The organism is Actinomadura bangladeshensis (assembly GCF_004348335.1).
GTDB classification, from domain to species: Bacteria; Actinomycetota; Actinomycetes; order Streptosporangiales; family Streptosporangiaceae; genus Spirillospora; species Spirillospora bangladeshensis.
On the sequence record NZ_SMJW01000209.1, the window covers coordinates 1 to 14,115 of the forward strand.

At 72.6% G+C, this 14,115-nt stretch carries 13 protein-coding genes and 1 pseudogene; 7 read left to right on the top strand and 7 right to left on the bottom strand.

From position 1 onward, the window contains the following. The 4 genes and pseudogenes from E1284_RS30395 to E1284_RS30410 all read right to left on the bottom strand — a co-directional run. Nucleotides 1–304 (bottom strand): annotated as a pseudogene (locus tag E1284_RS30395) (hypothetical protein); the annotation flags it as partial. Next, nucleotides 301–987 carry an RNA polymerase sigma factor gene (locus tag E1284_RS30400; RefSeq protein ID WP_243714839.1) on the bottom strand — a complete coding sequence of 229 codons (687 nt, stop codon included), beginning with the start codon at nt 985–987 and terminating at the stop codon, nt 301–303. The gene E1284_RS30400 and the pseudogene E1284_RS30395, both read right to left, overlap by 4 nt. A gap of 50 nt (nt 988–1,037) precedes the next feature. Next, nucleotides 1,038–1,706, bottom strand: a complete 669-nt coding sequence (locus E1284_RS30405; protein WP_279433086.1) for a response regulator — start codon at nt 1,704–1,706, stop codon at nt 1,038–1,040. Then, complete coding sequence (locus tag E1284_RS30410) at nt 1,703–3,037, bottom strand: sensor histidine kinase (RefSeq protein ID WP_131943597.1); 1,335 nt, start codon at nt 3,035–3,037, stop codon at nt 1,703–1,705. The genes E1284_RS30405 and E1284_RS30410 overlap by 4 nt, the downstream gene beginning before the upstream one ends. 84 nt (nt 3,038–3,121) lie before the next feature. Between E1284_RS30410 and E1284_RS30415 the strand changes: the two genes are divergently transcribed. Beyond that, complete coding sequence (locus E1284_RS30415) at nt 3,122–4,144, top strand: PHP domain-containing protein (RefSeq protein ID WP_207924040.1); 1,023 nt, start codon at nt 3,122–3,124, stop codon at nt 4,142–4,144. Between the two features lie 39 nt (nt 4,145–4,183). Here the strand turns inward: E1284_RS30415 and E1284_RS30420 are convergent, their stop codons facing one another. Further along, complete coding sequence (locus tag E1284_RS30420; RefSeq protein WP_131943599.1) at nt 4,184–5,485, bottom strand: 3-hydroxybutyrate oligomer hydrolase family protein; 1,302 nt, start codon at nt 5,483–5,485, stop codon at nt 4,184–4,186. 264 nt (nt 5,486–5,749) lie between these two features. Between E1284_RS30420 and E1284_RS30425 the strand changes: the two genes are divergently transcribed. The 5 genes from E1284_RS30425 to E1284_RS30445 are packed head-to-tail and all read left to right on the top strand — an operon-like array spanning nt 5,750 to nt 10,375. After that, nucleotides 5,750–6,553, top strand: coding sequence for an ABC transporter ATP-binding protein (locus tag E1284_RS30425; RefSeq protein WP_131943600.1), 804 nt, complete (start codon nt 5,750–5,752; stop codon nt 6,551–6,553). Beyond that, the gene (locus E1284_RS30430) at nt 6,540–7,232 is read left to right on the top strand and encodes an ABC transporter ATP-binding protein (RefSeq protein ID WP_131943601.1); all 693 of its coding nucleotides are present in this window, start codon (nt 6,540–6,542) and stop codon (nt 7,230–7,232) included. The genes E1284_RS30425 and E1284_RS30430 overlap by 14 nt, the downstream gene beginning before the upstream one ends. An 11-nt stretch (nt 7,233–7,243) precedes the next feature. Beyond that, complete coding sequence (locus E1284_RS30435; RefSeq protein WP_131943602.1) at nt 7,244–8,482, top strand: ABC transporter substrate-binding protein; 1,239 nt, start codon at nt 7,244–7,246, stop codon at nt 8,480–8,482. Nucleotides 8,483–8,494: 12 nt separating this feature from the next. Continuing rightward, nucleotides 8,495–9,355, top strand: a complete 861-nt coding sequence (locus E1284_RS30440) for a branched-chain amino acid ABC transporter permease (RefSeq protein ID WP_131943603.1) — start codon at nt 8,495–8,497, stop codon at nt 9,353–9,355. A gap of 30 nt (nt 9,356–9,385) precedes the next feature. Beyond that, nucleotides 9,386–10,375 (top strand): branched-chain amino acid ABC transporter permease, encoded by a 990-nt coding sequence (locus tag E1284_RS30445; protein ID WP_131943604.1) that lies wholly within the window; start codon nt 9,386–9,388, stop codon nt 10,373–10,375. Nucleotides 10,376–10,483: 108 nt separating this feature from the next. Here E1284_RS30445 and E1284_RS30450 read toward each other — a convergent pair whose 3' ends face one another. Further along, complete coding sequence (locus E1284_RS30450) at nt 10,484–12,367, bottom strand: helix-turn-helix domain-containing protein (RefSeq protein WP_243714840.1); 1,884 nt, start codon at nt 12,365–12,367, stop codon at nt 10,484–10,486. A gap of 11 nt (nt 12,368–12,378) precedes the next feature. After that, nucleotides 12,379–13,167 carry a 3-hydroxybutyrate dehydrogenase gene (locus E1284_RS30455; protein ID WP_131943605.1) on the bottom strand — a complete coding sequence of 263 codons (789 nt, stop codon included), beginning with the start codon at nt 13,165–13,167 and terminating at the stop codon, nt 12,379–12,381. A 173-nt stretch (nt 13,168–13,340) separates the two neighbouring features. Here E1284_RS30455 and E1284_RS30460 point away from each other — a divergent pair. Further along, nucleotides 13,341–14,115: alpha/beta hydrolase (locus E1284_RS30460; protein ID WP_131943606.1), on the top strand; the 775-nt coding region annotated here is incomplete at its 3' end.

Here is a 14,115-nt window from a genome sequence, read left to right on the forward strand (position 1 = left end):
ATAGGAGACGGAGCCCCGCCGGCGGACGGGCCCCCGGCAGCAACGGCCGCGCGAACCGCGCCCGGAACGCCTCCGCGAACTCCCGCTCGCCCATCCCCGCGCGCAGGTAGGCGACACCCCGGTCGGTGAAGGCCACCTGCAGGTCGCCCAGCGGCCCCTCCTCCAGCGGCCCCGGGACGCGGACACGGCGCGCGGCAATGCGGTCCAGCAGTCCTGGCGGCGCGTCGGCGGCCAGCCCCGCCAGCTCCCGCGCCAGCGGATCCGCCCCTCCAGCAGCCCCTCCGGCGGCATCGGTGCCGGTCATCGCGGACCTCCCTCCCACTCGTCCCGCCGCTGCCCCTGCCGGGCGGCGCGCAGCCTCCGCAGCCGCGCCAGCCCCCGGGAGACGTGCGATTTCACGGTGCCCTCCGGCAGGTCCAGGACCGCCGCCACCTCGGCGACGGGCAGATCGGTCACGTGCCGCAGCACCACCGCGGCCCGCTGCGCCTCCGGCAGCTCGGCCAGCAGCGCCGCCAGCTCCCGCCCCGTCTCGCGGCGCGCCGCGGCCTCCTCCACCCCCTCGCCCGGATCGGGCGGATCGGGAGCGTCCTCGATCGGACCCGCCGCAGCCGGCCGCCGCGCCGCCGACCGGACGCTGTTGCGCCACACGTTCGTCAAGATCATCAGCAGCCACGCCCGCGGCCGCAGCCCGGCGATCCGGTCCGGCCCGTACCCCGCCAGCGCCCGGTAGGCGCGCAGGAACGCCTCCGCCGACAGGTCCTCCGCCTCCGCCCACCGCCCGCACAGCCGCAGCGCGGTCGAGAACACCGCGCCCCGGTAGGCCTCGTACAAATCGGCGAACCCGGCGTCCAGGTCCCGCGCGAGCGCCGCGGCGACCGCCGCGCCCGCCGCATCGGCCGCACCCGCACCCCTGCCGGCACCGTCGCCAATGCCGTCGCCGGTGCCGGTGCCGCGGGTGCGGGGAGAAGCCTCGTCCGTAACCGTCACATCCGTCCAACACCGCCCCGGCCCGCCCGGTTGCGCCCCGCCCGGCGGGATCAGCCGAGCCAGCCGGGACGGATCACGCCCAACTCATAGGCCAGCACCACCAGCTGCGCCCGGTCCCGCGCCCCCAGCTTGGCCAGGATACGGCTCACGTGCGTCTTCGCCGTCGCCGGCGACAGCACCAGCCGCCCGGCGATCTCCTCGTTCGACAGGCCCGCCGCCACCAGCTCCAGCACCTCCCGCTCCCGGTCGGTGAGCGCGTTCAGCTCCACCGCGGGCGGCGGCGCGGTGATCCGCGACGCGAACTCGGCGATCAGCCGCCGCGTCACCGTCGGCGCCAGCAGCGCGTCCCCGCGCGCCACCACCCGCACCCCGTGGATCAGCTCCGGCGGCTCGGTGTCCTTCACCAGGAACCCGCTCGCACCCGCCTTGATCGCCCCGTACACGTAGTCGTCCAGATCGAACGTCGTCAAGATCACCACCCGGACGGACCCCAGCCGCGGATCGGCGATGATCCGGCGGGTCGCCTCCAGGCCGTCCAGCACCGGCATGCGGACGTCCATCAGCACCACGTCGGGCCGCAGCTCGGCGACGCGGCGCACGCCCTCCTCGCCGTTGACGGCCTCGCCGACGACCTCGATGTCCGGCTGCGCGTTCAGCAGCACGCCGAACCCGGCGCGCACCATGCCCTGGTCGTCGACGATCACCACCCGGATCGTCACGTGGTCTCCCGCGCCCTCACCGGCAGCGTGGCGGTCACGGCGAATCCTCCCTCGGACGTGGGACGGGCGGTCAGCTCACCACCCAGCGCGGCGGCCCGCTCCCGCATCCCGAGCAGCCCGTGGCCGCCGCCCGGCAGCGGGGGGCGCGGCACCTGCCCGCCGCCCGGCGGGCCGTTGACCACGCCCAGCCATACGATGCCATCCTCCCCGGCATCCCGGGAAACCTGGACTTCCACCTGCGAACCGGGCGCATGCCGCATCGCGTTGCTCAGCGCCTCCTGCAGGATCCGGTACGCGGTGAGGCCGACGCCCGGCGGCAGGCCGGCGAGGTCGCCGTCCAGCCGCGTCCCGACCCGCAGGCCCGCGCCGCGCGCGTGGCCGATCAGCTCGTCCAGCCGCTCCAGGCTCGGCTGCGGCGCGGTGTCGGCGCCGTCCTCCGCGCGCAGGACGCCGAGGACGCGGCGCAGCTCGGTCAGCGCGTCCAGCGCGGTCGCGCGGATCTCGGCGAGGTCGAGCCGGGTCTCCTCCGGCAGGGCGTCCACCTTGTAGGGGGCCGCCTCCGCCTGGATCGCGATCATCGACATGTGGTGGGCGACGACGTCGTGCAGCTCCCGCGCGATCCGCTGCCGCTCGGTCAGCACCGCCTCGGCGTCATGGTGCCGCCGCTCCTGCTCGGCCAGCTCCCGCTTCGCCGTCCGCCGGACGCGGACGGCGTAGCCCACCGCCAGCGGCACCAGGATCAGCACCGACGCGCCGGGCGCCGAGTCCGCGTCCTTGACCCACACCCCGGCGAGCGACAGGACCGCGACGCCCAGGGTGACGTCGCGCGAGCAGCGCACCGTCACCGTGAAGAGGCACATGAGCGCGGCGAAGGCCCCGCCCTCGGTGTACTCGATGCCCGGCGGCCACGGGCTCAGCGCGAGCACCGCCAGCCCCGCGAAGCTCATCCGCCAGGCGGCGAGCGGGTGCCGGTCCCGCAGCGCCAGCGGCGCGGTCACCAGGACCGCGACCAGCAGGGCCGTGCCGTCTCCGGGGTAGCCGGCGGCGTCGGCGCGCACGGGCTCCTTCAGCATCGAGCTGGTCCCGCTGACGATCAGCAGCGTGAGGAAGAGCCAGAACAGGTTCACGACCAGCCCGAACGGCAGCCGCCCGACGCCGAGGAACCGCGTCCACCGCAGCCCCGCCGGCCAGGGCCGGTCGAGCGGCGGCGCGGGCTCGGCCCGGCCCGTCACGAGGGCGGCCAGGATTCCGTCGCGCAGCACCGCGCGCAGCAGGTTCGGCTCGCTCCCGATCCTGCCGTCGGTCCCGTCCACGGTCTTCTCCCCGGCCATGACGACCAGGCTAGAGACCGGACGGGCACGGCGGATGGGACCGTGGTGGGACACGTCCCGTCATACCTGGGTACGGTGCGTTGCGTGGAGCCCGTCGAAGCGCTGCGCCGCATCGCGTTCCTGCTGGAGCGCGCCCACGAGCCGACCTACCGCGTCCGGGCCTTCCGCACGGCCGCCGACCTCGCCGAGCGGACGTCCCCGGACGAACTCGCCGCCCGCGCCCGCGACAAGACGCTCACCGCGCTGCCCGGCATCGGCAAGGTCACCGCGCTGGTGATCGAGGAGGCGCTGCGCGGCGAGACCCCCGTCTACCTGCGCCGCCTGGAGGCCACCGAGGGCGAGCCGCTGGACGAGGCCGCGGCCGCCCTGCGTGCCGCGCTCAAGGGCGACCTCCACACCCACAGCGACTGGTCGGACGGCGGCTCGCCCATCCGGGAGATGGCCGAGACCGCCCGCGGCCTCGGCCACGAGTACCTCGCGCTGACCGACCACTCACCGCGACTGAAGGTGGCGAACGGCCTGTCGGCCGACCGCCTGCGCCGCCAGCTCGACACCGTCGCCGAACTCAACGAGGAACTGGCCCCGTTTCGCATCCTGACCGGAATCGAGGTCGACATCCTGGACGACGGCACCCTCGACCAGGACCCCGACCTGCTCGAACGCCTCGACGTCGTCGTCGCCAGCGTCCACTCCAAACTCCGCATGGACCGCGTCGCCATGACCAAACGCATGGTCACCGCGATCGCGAACCCCTGCGTGAACGTCCTCGGCCACTGCACCGGACGCATCGTGAAGGCGGGCGGCAAGCGCGGCGGGCTGCGCCCCGAGTCGGAGTTCGACGCCGCGCTCGTCTTCGACGCCTGCGCCGCCTACGACGTCGCCGTGGAGATCAACTCCCGTCCGGAGCGCCTCGACCCGCCGAAGCGCCTGCTGCGCCTCGCCGTCGAGGCCGGCTGCCGCTTCTCGATCGACTCCGACGCCCACGCGCCGGGCCAGCTCGACTGGCAGCCCTTCGGCTGCGAGCGAGCCGCCCGGTGCGGAGTGCCGGCGTCCCGGATCGTTAACACGCTCCCGGTCGACGACCTCCTCGCCTGGACGCGCCCCTGACCTGCGCAGGGGCGCCTTTCCGCGGAGTCGCCCGGCCCCTCAGGAGGTGAGGGAGCAGGTGTTGACGAGGTCGCCGGACGCGGGGCGGGGAAGCGTGGCGCTCGCCGGCGGGGGCGTGCCGTTCCGCGTCCAGGATTCGAGGGCGGTGAAGGCCGTCCGCATGCAGGGGAGAAGCGGGCGGAGGCGGTCCGGGTAGGCGTCGTAGAGGCCGTCGACGTGGTTGGCGGCCTCCAGGCGGTAGTAGCGGTAGGGGGCCTTTCCGCGGGCGCGGACGAGTTTCGCGTAGACGTCGGAGTCGGTGCTGATCGGCAACAGCGAGTCGTAGGTTCCCTGGAGCGTGATCAGGGGTTTGCCGATTCGGCCCGTGAGGGAGATCCGGGCGACCGCCCGGTGCACCTTCTTCGGACGGGCCGCGTAGTCGTAGTCGGCCTCCGCGCCCGTGTACGCCGGGTCGAATTCCTCGCGGTAGATGCGCTGGGTGAGTTCCCAGTAGACCTGGTCGTGGAACGGCCAGAGGAATTCCGAGCCGGGCGCGAGTCCCGCTTTCAGGAGCGCCTTGTGGGCGGACGGGTCGCCGGTGGCCGCGTACGACGGGTAGGCGCGCAGGATGGCCGGCAGGTAGGTGAACAGGTTCGGGCCGTCCGCACGCCAGAGCGTGCCCTCCGCGTCGATGCCGCCGTCGTAGAGTTCGGGGTGGTTCTCCAACTGCCAGCGGACCAGGTAGCCGCCATTGGAGATGCCCGCCGCGAAAGTGCTGCGGGGAGCCTTTCCGTAGTGCCGGCGGGCGACCTTCTTGGCCGCACGGGTGAGCTGGGTCAGGCGCTGGTTCCATTCGGCGACGGCGTCGCCGGGACGGCGGCCGTCCTTGTAGAACTCCAGGCCGCTGTTGCCCTTGTCCGTGGCCGCGTAGGCGTAGCCCTTGCCGAGCGCCCAGTCGGAAATGGTGACGTCGTTGGCGTACTGGCGGCGGTTGCCGGGGGAGCCCGCGACGACGAGCCCGCCGTTCCAGCGATCGGGCAGGCGGATGACGAACTGCGCGTCGTGGTTCCAGCCGTTGTTGGTGTTGAAGGTCGAGGTGTCCGGGAAATACCCGTCCAGCTGGATTCCCGGGACGCCGGTCGGATTGCGCGTCCCGGCGGCGTGCAGGCCGGCGAAGTCGGCGGGGACGGTGTGCCCGGACGCGATCGTGCCGGCGGTCGTGAGGTCGTCCAGGCGGGCCGACACCTGCTTCTCCGCGCCCGGTACGGTGAGCCCGCGCTCCTGCGCGTGCGCCGGCGCGGCGAGGGCGGCCGTGACCGCGGCGGCGGCCGCGGCGGCGGTAAGGACGGTGCGGACGGGCATTCCGCCTCCTCGGGAAGGGACGTCGGGTCGCCCGCCATGGTGAGCGGTGCCCTGTGACCGCGACCACGTGGCCGGTCCACATATCGCGGAAGTCCGGCATGTGTCGATGGGGGTGACCTGGGCGTGATGTGGCTCACGGCCGTATCGGCGGGTCCGAATGTGGGGTGGGCTCACATGGTTCGCCCGGCGGGCGCGACCTAGCGTTCCCGGTCACGGCGACCCGGATGTGGTTCGGGTCACCTACGACGAGCGTGAGGAGGGCGCATGGGCGGTCCCGTCCCGGAGGCGCCGGTTCCGGAGGCCCCGGTTCGCGAGGCACCGGTTCTTCGAGCACGGGGGCTGGTGCGGGAGTTCCGCGGCTTCCGGGCCGTGGACGGCGTCGACCTCGACATCGGGGAGGGCACCGTGCACGCGCTGGTGGGCCCGAACGGCGCCGGCAAGACCACGCTGTTCAACCTGCTCACCGGCTTCCTGAAGCCGACGGCCGGCAGCGTCCGGCTGGGCCGCCACGAGCTGGCGGGCCGGAGCCCGGAGCGGATCGCGCGGCTGGGGCTCGCCAGGTCGTTCCAGATCACGAGCCTGTTCGCGGAGCTGACGCCGCGCCAGCACGTGGAGCTGGCGCTGGCCGGGCGGAGCGGTCTCGGCTGGCGCTTCTGGCGGTCGGACCGGGCGCTCGGGCGCTACTCGGGCCGCGCCGCCGAGCTGCTCGGCCAGGTCGGCCTCGGCGACCACGCGGACATCACCGCCGGCGCGCTGGCCTACGGCCGCAAGCGGGCCCTCGAACTGGCACTGGCCCTTGCGCTCGACCCCAAGGTCCTGCTGCTGGACGAGCCGACCGCCGGCATGGGCGTCGAGGACGTCGGCCGGACGATCGACCTCATCAAGAAGGTCCGCGCTGGGCGGACCGTCGTGCTGGTCGAGCACAACATGAGCGTCGTCTCCAGCCTCGCCGACCGCGTCACGGTGCTCCAGCACGGACAGGTCCTCGTCGAGGGCCCCTACGCCGAGATCCGCCACGACCCCCGCGTCGTCACCGCCTACCTCGGAGACTCCGATGCTGCGCATTGACGGGCTGTCCGCCTGGTACGGCGAGGCCCAGGCCCTCCGCGACGTGTCCCTGCACGTCGATGAAGGCGAGATCGTCACCCTGGTCGGCCGCAACGGCGCCGGCAAGACCACCCTGCTGCGCTCACTGATGGGCCTCCACAAGGGGACGTCCGGAACGATCCATTTCCTGGACGCGGACATCTCCGCCATGAGCTCCCACAAGCGCGCGCGGCGCGGCCTCGGCTACGTCCCCGACGACCGTGGCATCTTCGCCACGCTCTCGGTGGAGGAGAACCTGACGCTGCCGCCGCGCATGGGCCCGGATCCGTGGTCGCTGGACCGGGTGTACGAGACGTTCCCCCGCCTCAAGGAACGGCGCCGGTTTCCCGGGACGAAGCTGTCGGGCGGCGAGCAGCAGATGCTCGCCCTGGCCCGGGTGCTGCGGACCGGTGCCCGGCTGCTGCTGTGCGACGAGCCGACCGAGGGCCTGTCGCCGCTGATCGTCCAGCAGATCGGCGCGATCCTCCGCGAGGTCAAGGCGGCCGGGGTGACCGTCCTGCTCATCGAGCAGAACGTGCACTTCGCCGCCACCGTCGCCGACCGCCACCACCTGCTCGCCGAGGGCCGGATCGTCGAGTCCATGGACAACGACGAGGTCCGCGCCCGCGAGAGCGAACTCCTGCAGTACCTCGGAATCTAGGGAGAACCCCCATGAGAACTATCGGACGCACGGCCGCGATCGCGACCGCCGGAGCGCTGCTGGCCGCGTGCGGGGGCGGGCCGGGCGGCGGCGGAGGCAAGATCAGCGACGACAAGATCGTCCTGGCGGTGCTGACCGACCAGTCCGGCGTGTACGCCGACCTGTCGGGCAAGAACGCCGTCGAGGCGGTGAAGATGGCGGTCGCCGACTTCAAGGCCAAGTACGGCGACAAGGCGGTCACCAAGAACATCGAGGTGGTCTCCGCCGACCACCAGAACAAGCCGGAGATCGCCAACTCCAAGGCGCAGGAGCTCTACGACCGGCAGAAGGCCGACCTGATCGTGGACGTCCCGACGTCCTCGGCCGCGCTCGCCGTCGCCACCGTCGCGAAGAACAAGAAGAAGGTGTTCATCGACGTCGGCGGCGCGACCACCGAGCTCGAAGGCAAGCAGTGCAACAAGTACACCTTCCACTACGGCTACAACAGCTACATGCTCGCCCACGGCACGGGCACCGAGGTCACCAAGGACGGCGCCAAGAACTGGTACATCGTCTACCCCGACTACGCGTTCGGGCAGGACATGCAGAAGACGTTCACGGCCGCCGTGAAGGGCGCCGGCGGGACGGTCGTGAAGAGCGACCCGACGCCGTTCCCCAACGACAACTTCTCCACGTTCCTGCTGAAGGCGCCCAACCTCAACCCCAAGCCGCAGGTGCTGGGCGCCATGCAGGCCGGCGGTGACCTCGTCAACCTGGTGAAGCAGTACAACGAGTACAAGCTGCGCGACAAGGGCGTCGGGCTGGCGGTCGGCCTCATGTTCCTGACCGACATCCACTCCCTCACCCCGGACGCGCTGGCGGGGACGTACTTCACCGACTTCTGGTACTGGAACGCCAACGCCGGAAACCGCGCGTGGGCCGACAAGTTCCAGGCCAAGACCAACACCCGGCCGACGGCCGTCCACGCGGGCGACTACTCCGCGGCGCTCCAGTACCTGGAGGCCGTGCAGCGCGCCGGCACCGACAAGTCCGACGATGTGGTGAAGCAGCTCGAAGGCCACAAGGTCAACGACGTCTTCACCTCCACCGGGACGATCCGGGCTGAGGACCACCTGCTCGTCCACGACGCCTACATCGCACAGGTGAAGCCGTCCAGCGAGGTCAAGGAGCCCTGGGACTACGAGAAGATCGTCAAGACGATCCCGGCGGCGGAGGCGTTCCAGCAGCCGGACGCGTCCTGCAACCTGTGAGGCGGGCCTGACGTGCTGCAACAGGCGTTCAACGGGCTGGTGGGCGGGGCGTTCTACGCCCTGCTCGCCCTCGGCCTGGCCGTCATCTTCGGGATGCTCGGCGTGGTCAACTTCGCGCACGGCGCGTTCTACATGCTCGGCGCCTTCGGGGCGTTCATCGCGCTCGACTCGCTGGGGCTGAACTTCTGGCTGGCGCTGCCGATCGTCCCCGTCGTGCTGGGCGTGGTGGGAGTCGTGCTGGAACGGCTGTTCATCCGCCGGCTGGCGCCGCTGGATCCGCTCTACAACTTCCTGTTCACCTTCGGGTTGGCGCTCATCCTGCAAGACCTGGTCAAGCGGAAGTACGGCGTGCAGTCGCAGCCGTACCCGCGCCCGTCCGCGCTGGGCGGGTCGGTCGACCTGGGCCTGTTCAGCTACCCCGCCTACCAGGTGTTCGTGCTGGTGGTGTCGGTGCTGGTCTGCGGGGGCGTGTGGGTGGTCCTGACCCGCACCCGCGTCGGGATGATCGTCCGGGCGGCGACCGAGAAGCCGGAACTGTCGCGGGCGCTCGGCATCGACGTCGGCCGGTGGGTGACCCCGGTGTTCGGCTTCGGCATCGCGCTGGCCGCGTTCGCCGGGGTGCTGGCCGCGCCGATGCGGGCCGTCAACCCGCTGATGGGCTCCGACCTCATCATCACCGTCTTCGCGGTCGTGGTGATCGGCGGGCTCGGGTCGGTGTTCGGCTCGGTCGCCGCCGGGTTCGCGGTCGGGCTGGTCTCGGCCCTCGGCAACTACTACGTCCCGTCCCTCTCGCAGACGCTCGTGTTCATCCTGATGGCCGCCGTGCTGCTGTGGCGGCCGGCCGGCCTGTTCGGACGCGAGGAGGCGCTGTGATGGAGGACAAGCCGTGATGGAGGAGAAGCCGTGATCCTGAGCAAGTTCGCCGGACGGCCGATCCTGCTGGCCGTCGGCCTGGTGGTGGCGCTGGTCCTGCCGTGGTTCATCTACCCGCCGGTCGCCCTGGACATCGTCTGCTGGGCGCTGTTCGCCGCCGCCGTCGACCTGCTGCTCGGCTTCACCGGGCTCCTGTCGTTCGGGCACGCGGCGTTCTGGGGAGGGTCCGCGTACGTCACCGGACTGATCGCGCTGCACTCCGGGCTGCCGTTCTTCGTGGCCGTCCTGGGCGGGGCGCTGTTCGCCGGCGCCCTCGCCGTCCCGATCGGGTTCCTGTCGGTGCGGCTGCGCGGCATCTACTTCGCGATGGTCACCCTGGCCTTCGCTCAGATGGTCTACTTCGTCGCCAACCAGTGGCGCGACGCGACCGGGGGAGAGAACGGTCTCCAGGGCATCCCCAGGGAGTTCTTCGGAGTCGACCTTTCCGACCCGTTCTTCTTCTACTACGCGGCCCTGCCTTTCGTCTTGGTGGGAATGCTCGCGGCCTGGCGCATCGTCCGTTCGCCGTTCGGACGGGTGCTGGTGTCCATCCGCGACAACCCGAACAGGGCGCGGGCGCTCGGATACAGCATCGACCGCTACAAGCTGCTCGCCTTCGTCCTGTCGGCGGCCTTGTCGGGACTGGCCGGCGGGCTGTTCACCGTCGGGCACGGCTTCGCGTCCCTGCAGGGCGTCTACTGGACGACCTCGGGCCAGGTCGTGATGATGGTCGTCCTCGGCGGCATCGGCACCCTGTGGGGCGGCGCGATCGGCGCGGCCCTGGTCGTGGAGCTGCACGACTACCTGGCGACGGCCGGGTTCGAGGAGACCGGGATCATCACCGGCGCGATCTTCATCATCGTCGTGCTGCTGTTCCGCCGCGGCGTCTGGGGCACGGCGCGCGACCTCATCGCCGCCCGGTCGTCCCGCGGCCGCCCGGCACCCGAGCCGGACGAGACGAAGGTGGGCGCCCCCGCCTGAGAACCACGGTGTGCGAAAAGCGGCGTGCCGCCCGCGATGCGCGGGCGGCACGCCGTGCCGTCGTGACGCCGTGCTTTCGTGACGCCGTGCTTTCGTGACGCCGTGCTTTCAGTGGGAGAGGTGGTTCAGGCGGAGCGCGAGCTGGAGTTCGAGGGCGCGTTCCGGGGTCTGCCAGTCATCGCCGAGCAGGCGGGCGATGCGGTCCAGGCGCTGGCTCACCGTGTTCACGTGGATGTGCAGGCGCTCCGCCGTCCGCGACAGGCTCCCGCTCGTCCCGAAGTACGCCTCAAGGGTCTGGACGAGGGACGTCCCGCGCCGCTCGTCGTAGTCGAGGACGGGACCGAGCGCGCTGGTGAGGAAGCCCGTCACGTCCCGGTCGTCCCCGATGAGCAGGCCGACGAAGCCGAGTTCGGCCGCGCCCGCGCCGTCGCCGCGGCGGCCGAGGGACAGCAGGGCGTCCGCGCAGCGCTGCGCCTCCCGGTGCGCGCCCGCGACCTCGGCGGCCCCGTGCACGGGACCGGCGGCGCCGACCGTCGCCGGCCCGCCCAGCGAGGCGCCCAGCTCCTTGGCGACCCGCCGCGCCGCGTCGCCGGGGCGGTCGCCCGGCAGGAACAGCACGATCTCCTCCGCGCGGTCGGCGGCGAGCCCGTGCTCCACGGCCGCGTAGGACGACGCCCAGAACGCGGCCCGCTGCCGGTGCTCGCGCGACTCGTACTTCGCGCACAGCACGACGTGCGGGGCGCTCAGGTCCACGTTCACGCGCCGGGCGCGGGCCGACAGCGCCTCCGCGCCCGTCCGGCGGCCGGAGAGCAGGTCGTCGAGCAGCTCGCCGCGCACCCGCCCCTCCGCCTCGGTGACGCTCCGCTGGAACAGCAGCAGCAGGGCGGTGACGAGCGCGGCCCGCTCCAGGATCCGCTGGTCGGCGTCGTCCACCTCGTCGGAGGTGCGCAGGACGAGCGTCCCGAGCATCTCGTCGCCGGTCGACACCGACGCGATCCACAGGTCGCCGCGCCGGATCGTCCTGCCCTGCGCGCGCGCAGAGTGCGCGGAGGCCGACACACCGGCCAGTTCGTCATCGCTCAGGCCCGATGACACGGCACCCGTCGTGGCCAGCTGCCGGCCGTCCGCGTCGAGCACGTGCAAGGTGCCGCCGAGCAGCTCCGTCACGATCGCGCCGACGTCTTCCACGCCGCCGCCCCGGACCACGACCGCCGTCATCCGGTCGTGCGCGCGCGCCGCCCGCTCTACGGCCGCGCTACGCGCCTTGACCTCCTCGCTGGCGGCGCTCAGCTCGTCCAGGGCGGTACGGGTCTCCTCCAAGAGGCGCGCGTTGTCGATGGCGATCGCGGCATGCGCGGCCAGCGAGCCCAGCAGCGCGACCTCTTCCTGGTCGAACGGGCGCTCGCTGCGGTTCGCGGCGGTCAGCACGCCGATGACGCGGCTGCCCAGCCGCATCGGCACGCCGAGGATGGCGACCAGGCCCTCTTCGGTGACCGCGTCGTCGATGTAGCCGCGGTGCTGGAACTGCCCGTCCCCGAGGTAGTGGTCGCTGTTGTAGGGCATGGCCGTCTGCGCGACCAGCCCGACGAGCCCGGTGCCCATCGGCAGCCGCAGCCGCCGGAACGCCGCCGACACCGACCCGTCCGTCACCCGCATGTAGGTGTCGCCGCGCTCGTCGTCGTTCAGCGTCAGGTAGGCGATGTCGGCGTTCAGCAGCCGCCGGGCGCGGCGGGTGATCGCCTCCAGCACCGCGTCGAGGTCGCGCAGCCCGGCGAGGTCGCCGGCGGTGTCGAACAGCGCCGCGAGCTCCGCCTCCCGCCGGGCGTGCCGCCGCATGATCATCCGGACCCGGAGCGCGGCCAGCTTGGCCGCCTCCAGCTCCTCCAGGACGGCGGGCGGCGCGCCGTCCGCCCGCGCCTGGACGAGGGGACCCTCGAACTCGACGGGGGAGGCCTCGCGGGCCAGCAGTTCGAGGAAGACGCCGCAGGACATACGGGCCATTCTCAATGGGCCGTCCAGCCGCCGTCGAGTGCGAGGGACGCGCCGGTCACCATGGACGCCGCCGGCGAGCACAGGTAGCCGACCAGTTCGGCGACCTCGTCCGGCTCGATCAGCCGCTTCACGGCCGCGTGGTCGAGCATCACCCGCTCGACGACCTCGCTCTCGGGCATGCCGTGCGCGCGCGCCTGGTCGGCTATCTGGCTCTCCACCAGCGGCGTCCGGACATAGGCCGGGTTCACGCAGTTGGACGTCACCCCGTGCGCGGCGCCTTCCAGCGCCACGACCTTGGACAGCCCCTCAAGCCCGTGCTTGGCCGTCACATAGGCCGACTTGTAGGGCGACGCGCGCAGCCCGTGCACGGACGAGATGTTGACGATCCGTCCCCAGCCCCGCTCGTACATGCCGGGAAGCGCGTCCCGGACCAGCCGGAACGGCGCCTCCACCATCAGCCGCAGGATCCGCGCGAACATCTCCGGCGGGAACTCGTGGACGGGCGCCACATGCTGAATGCCCGCGTTGTTGACCAGGATGTCGACGCCGGACGCCAGCCCGTCGAGCGCGCCCGTGTCGGACAGGTCGGCGAGCAGCGGGACGCCGCCGAACTCGGCCGCCGTCCGCTCCGCCGCCGCCCCGTCCAGGTCGGCCACCACCACCTCGGCGCCCGCCGCCGCCAGCCGCCGCGCGCAGGCCCGGCCGATGCCGCCCGCGCCGCCGGTGACCAGGGCGCGCCGCCCCGACAGATCCAGCGTCCCCGAAGTCCCCGCGCCCGGCCGGGGTGTCACGCTCGTCATGCGCTGAACCTACGGAGCGCGACCCCGCCCTCCCATGTGTCCCGGGCACACAATCCACCACCGGACGGTATGGGCGGCGGGGACCCGTGATTTCCGGCCGTCCCGGCGCACGGACCGGAACCGGTGGGGCTACCGTTGGCCTCGCACGGTCCCGCCCACCGCGAGGGGTATCGATGACCGACATCACGCACCGCTTCGTCCGGTCGGCGAGCGGCCTGCGCATGCACGTCGCCGAGGCCGGCGAGGGGCCGCTCGTCCTGCTGCTGCACGGCTTCCCCGAATGCTGGTACTCCTGGCGCCACCAGCTCACCGCGCTCGCCGAGGCCGGGTTCCACGCCGTCGCCCCCGACCAGCGCGGCTACGCCCGGACCGGAGGCCCGGCGGAGACCGACCAGTACACGATCCTGCACCTGGCCGGGGACGCGGTCGGGCTCATCGACGCCCTCGGCGCCGACCGAGCCGTCGTCGCCGGCCACGACTGGGGCGCGCCCGTCGCGTGGGCCGTGGCGCAGATGCGTCCCGACAAGGTGCGCGGCGTGATCGGAATGTCCGTCCCGCACCGCCCGCGCTCCAGCAGGCCGCCGGTGGAGTCGATGCGCCGCCTGTTCGGCGACGGCTTCTACATGGTGCGCTTCCAGCAGCCGGACGCCCCCGAGGCCGAACTCGCCCGCGACCGAGCCGCCACCTTCCGGCGCATGCTCTACGGCATGTCCGGCGACGGCCCCGCCCCGCCGCTGATCGCCCCCGAGGGCGGCGCGTTCCTCGACGCGCTGCCCGAGCCGGAGAAGCTGCCTGGCTGGCTCACCGACGCCGACATCGCCGCCTACGTCGAGGAGTACGCCGAGAGCGGCTTCACCGGCCCGATCAACTGGTACCGCAACCTGGACCGCAACTGGGAGCTGACCGCCGCCTGGCACCGCGCCCCCATCGGCTGTCTCTTAGACACAT

Bases quoted from the DNA above. Each gene is read 5' to 3' on its own strand.
- E1284_RS30450 (WP_243714840.1), bottom strand. From the start codon at position 12,367: ATGTCCTGCGGCGTCTTCCTCGAACTGCTGGCCCGCGAGGCCTCCCCC.
- E1284_RS30420 (WP_131943599.1), bottom strand. From the start codon at position 5,485: ATGCCCGTCCGCACCGTCCTTACCGCCGCCGCGGCCGCCGCCGCGGTC.
- E1284_RS30455 (WP_131943605.1), bottom strand. From the start codon at position 13,167: ATGACGAGCGTGACACCCCGGCCGGGCGCGGGGACTTCGGGGACGCTG.
- E1284_RS30410 (WP_131943597.1), bottom strand. From the start codon at position 3,037: ATGGCCGGGGAGAAGACCGTGGACGGGACCGACGGCAGGATCGGGAGC.
- E1284_RS30430 (WP_131943601.1), top strand. From the start codon at position 6,540: ATGCTGCGCATTGACGGGCTGTCCGCCTGGTACGGCGAGGCCCAGGCC.
- E1284_RS30425 (WP_131943600.1), top strand. From the start codon at position 5,750: ATGGGCGGTCCCGTCCCGGAGGCGCCGGTTCCGGAGGCCCCGGTTCGC.
- E1284_RS30435 (WP_131943602.1), top strand. From the start codon at position 7,244: ATGAGAACTATCGGACGCACGGCCGCGATCGCGACCGCCGGAGCGCTG.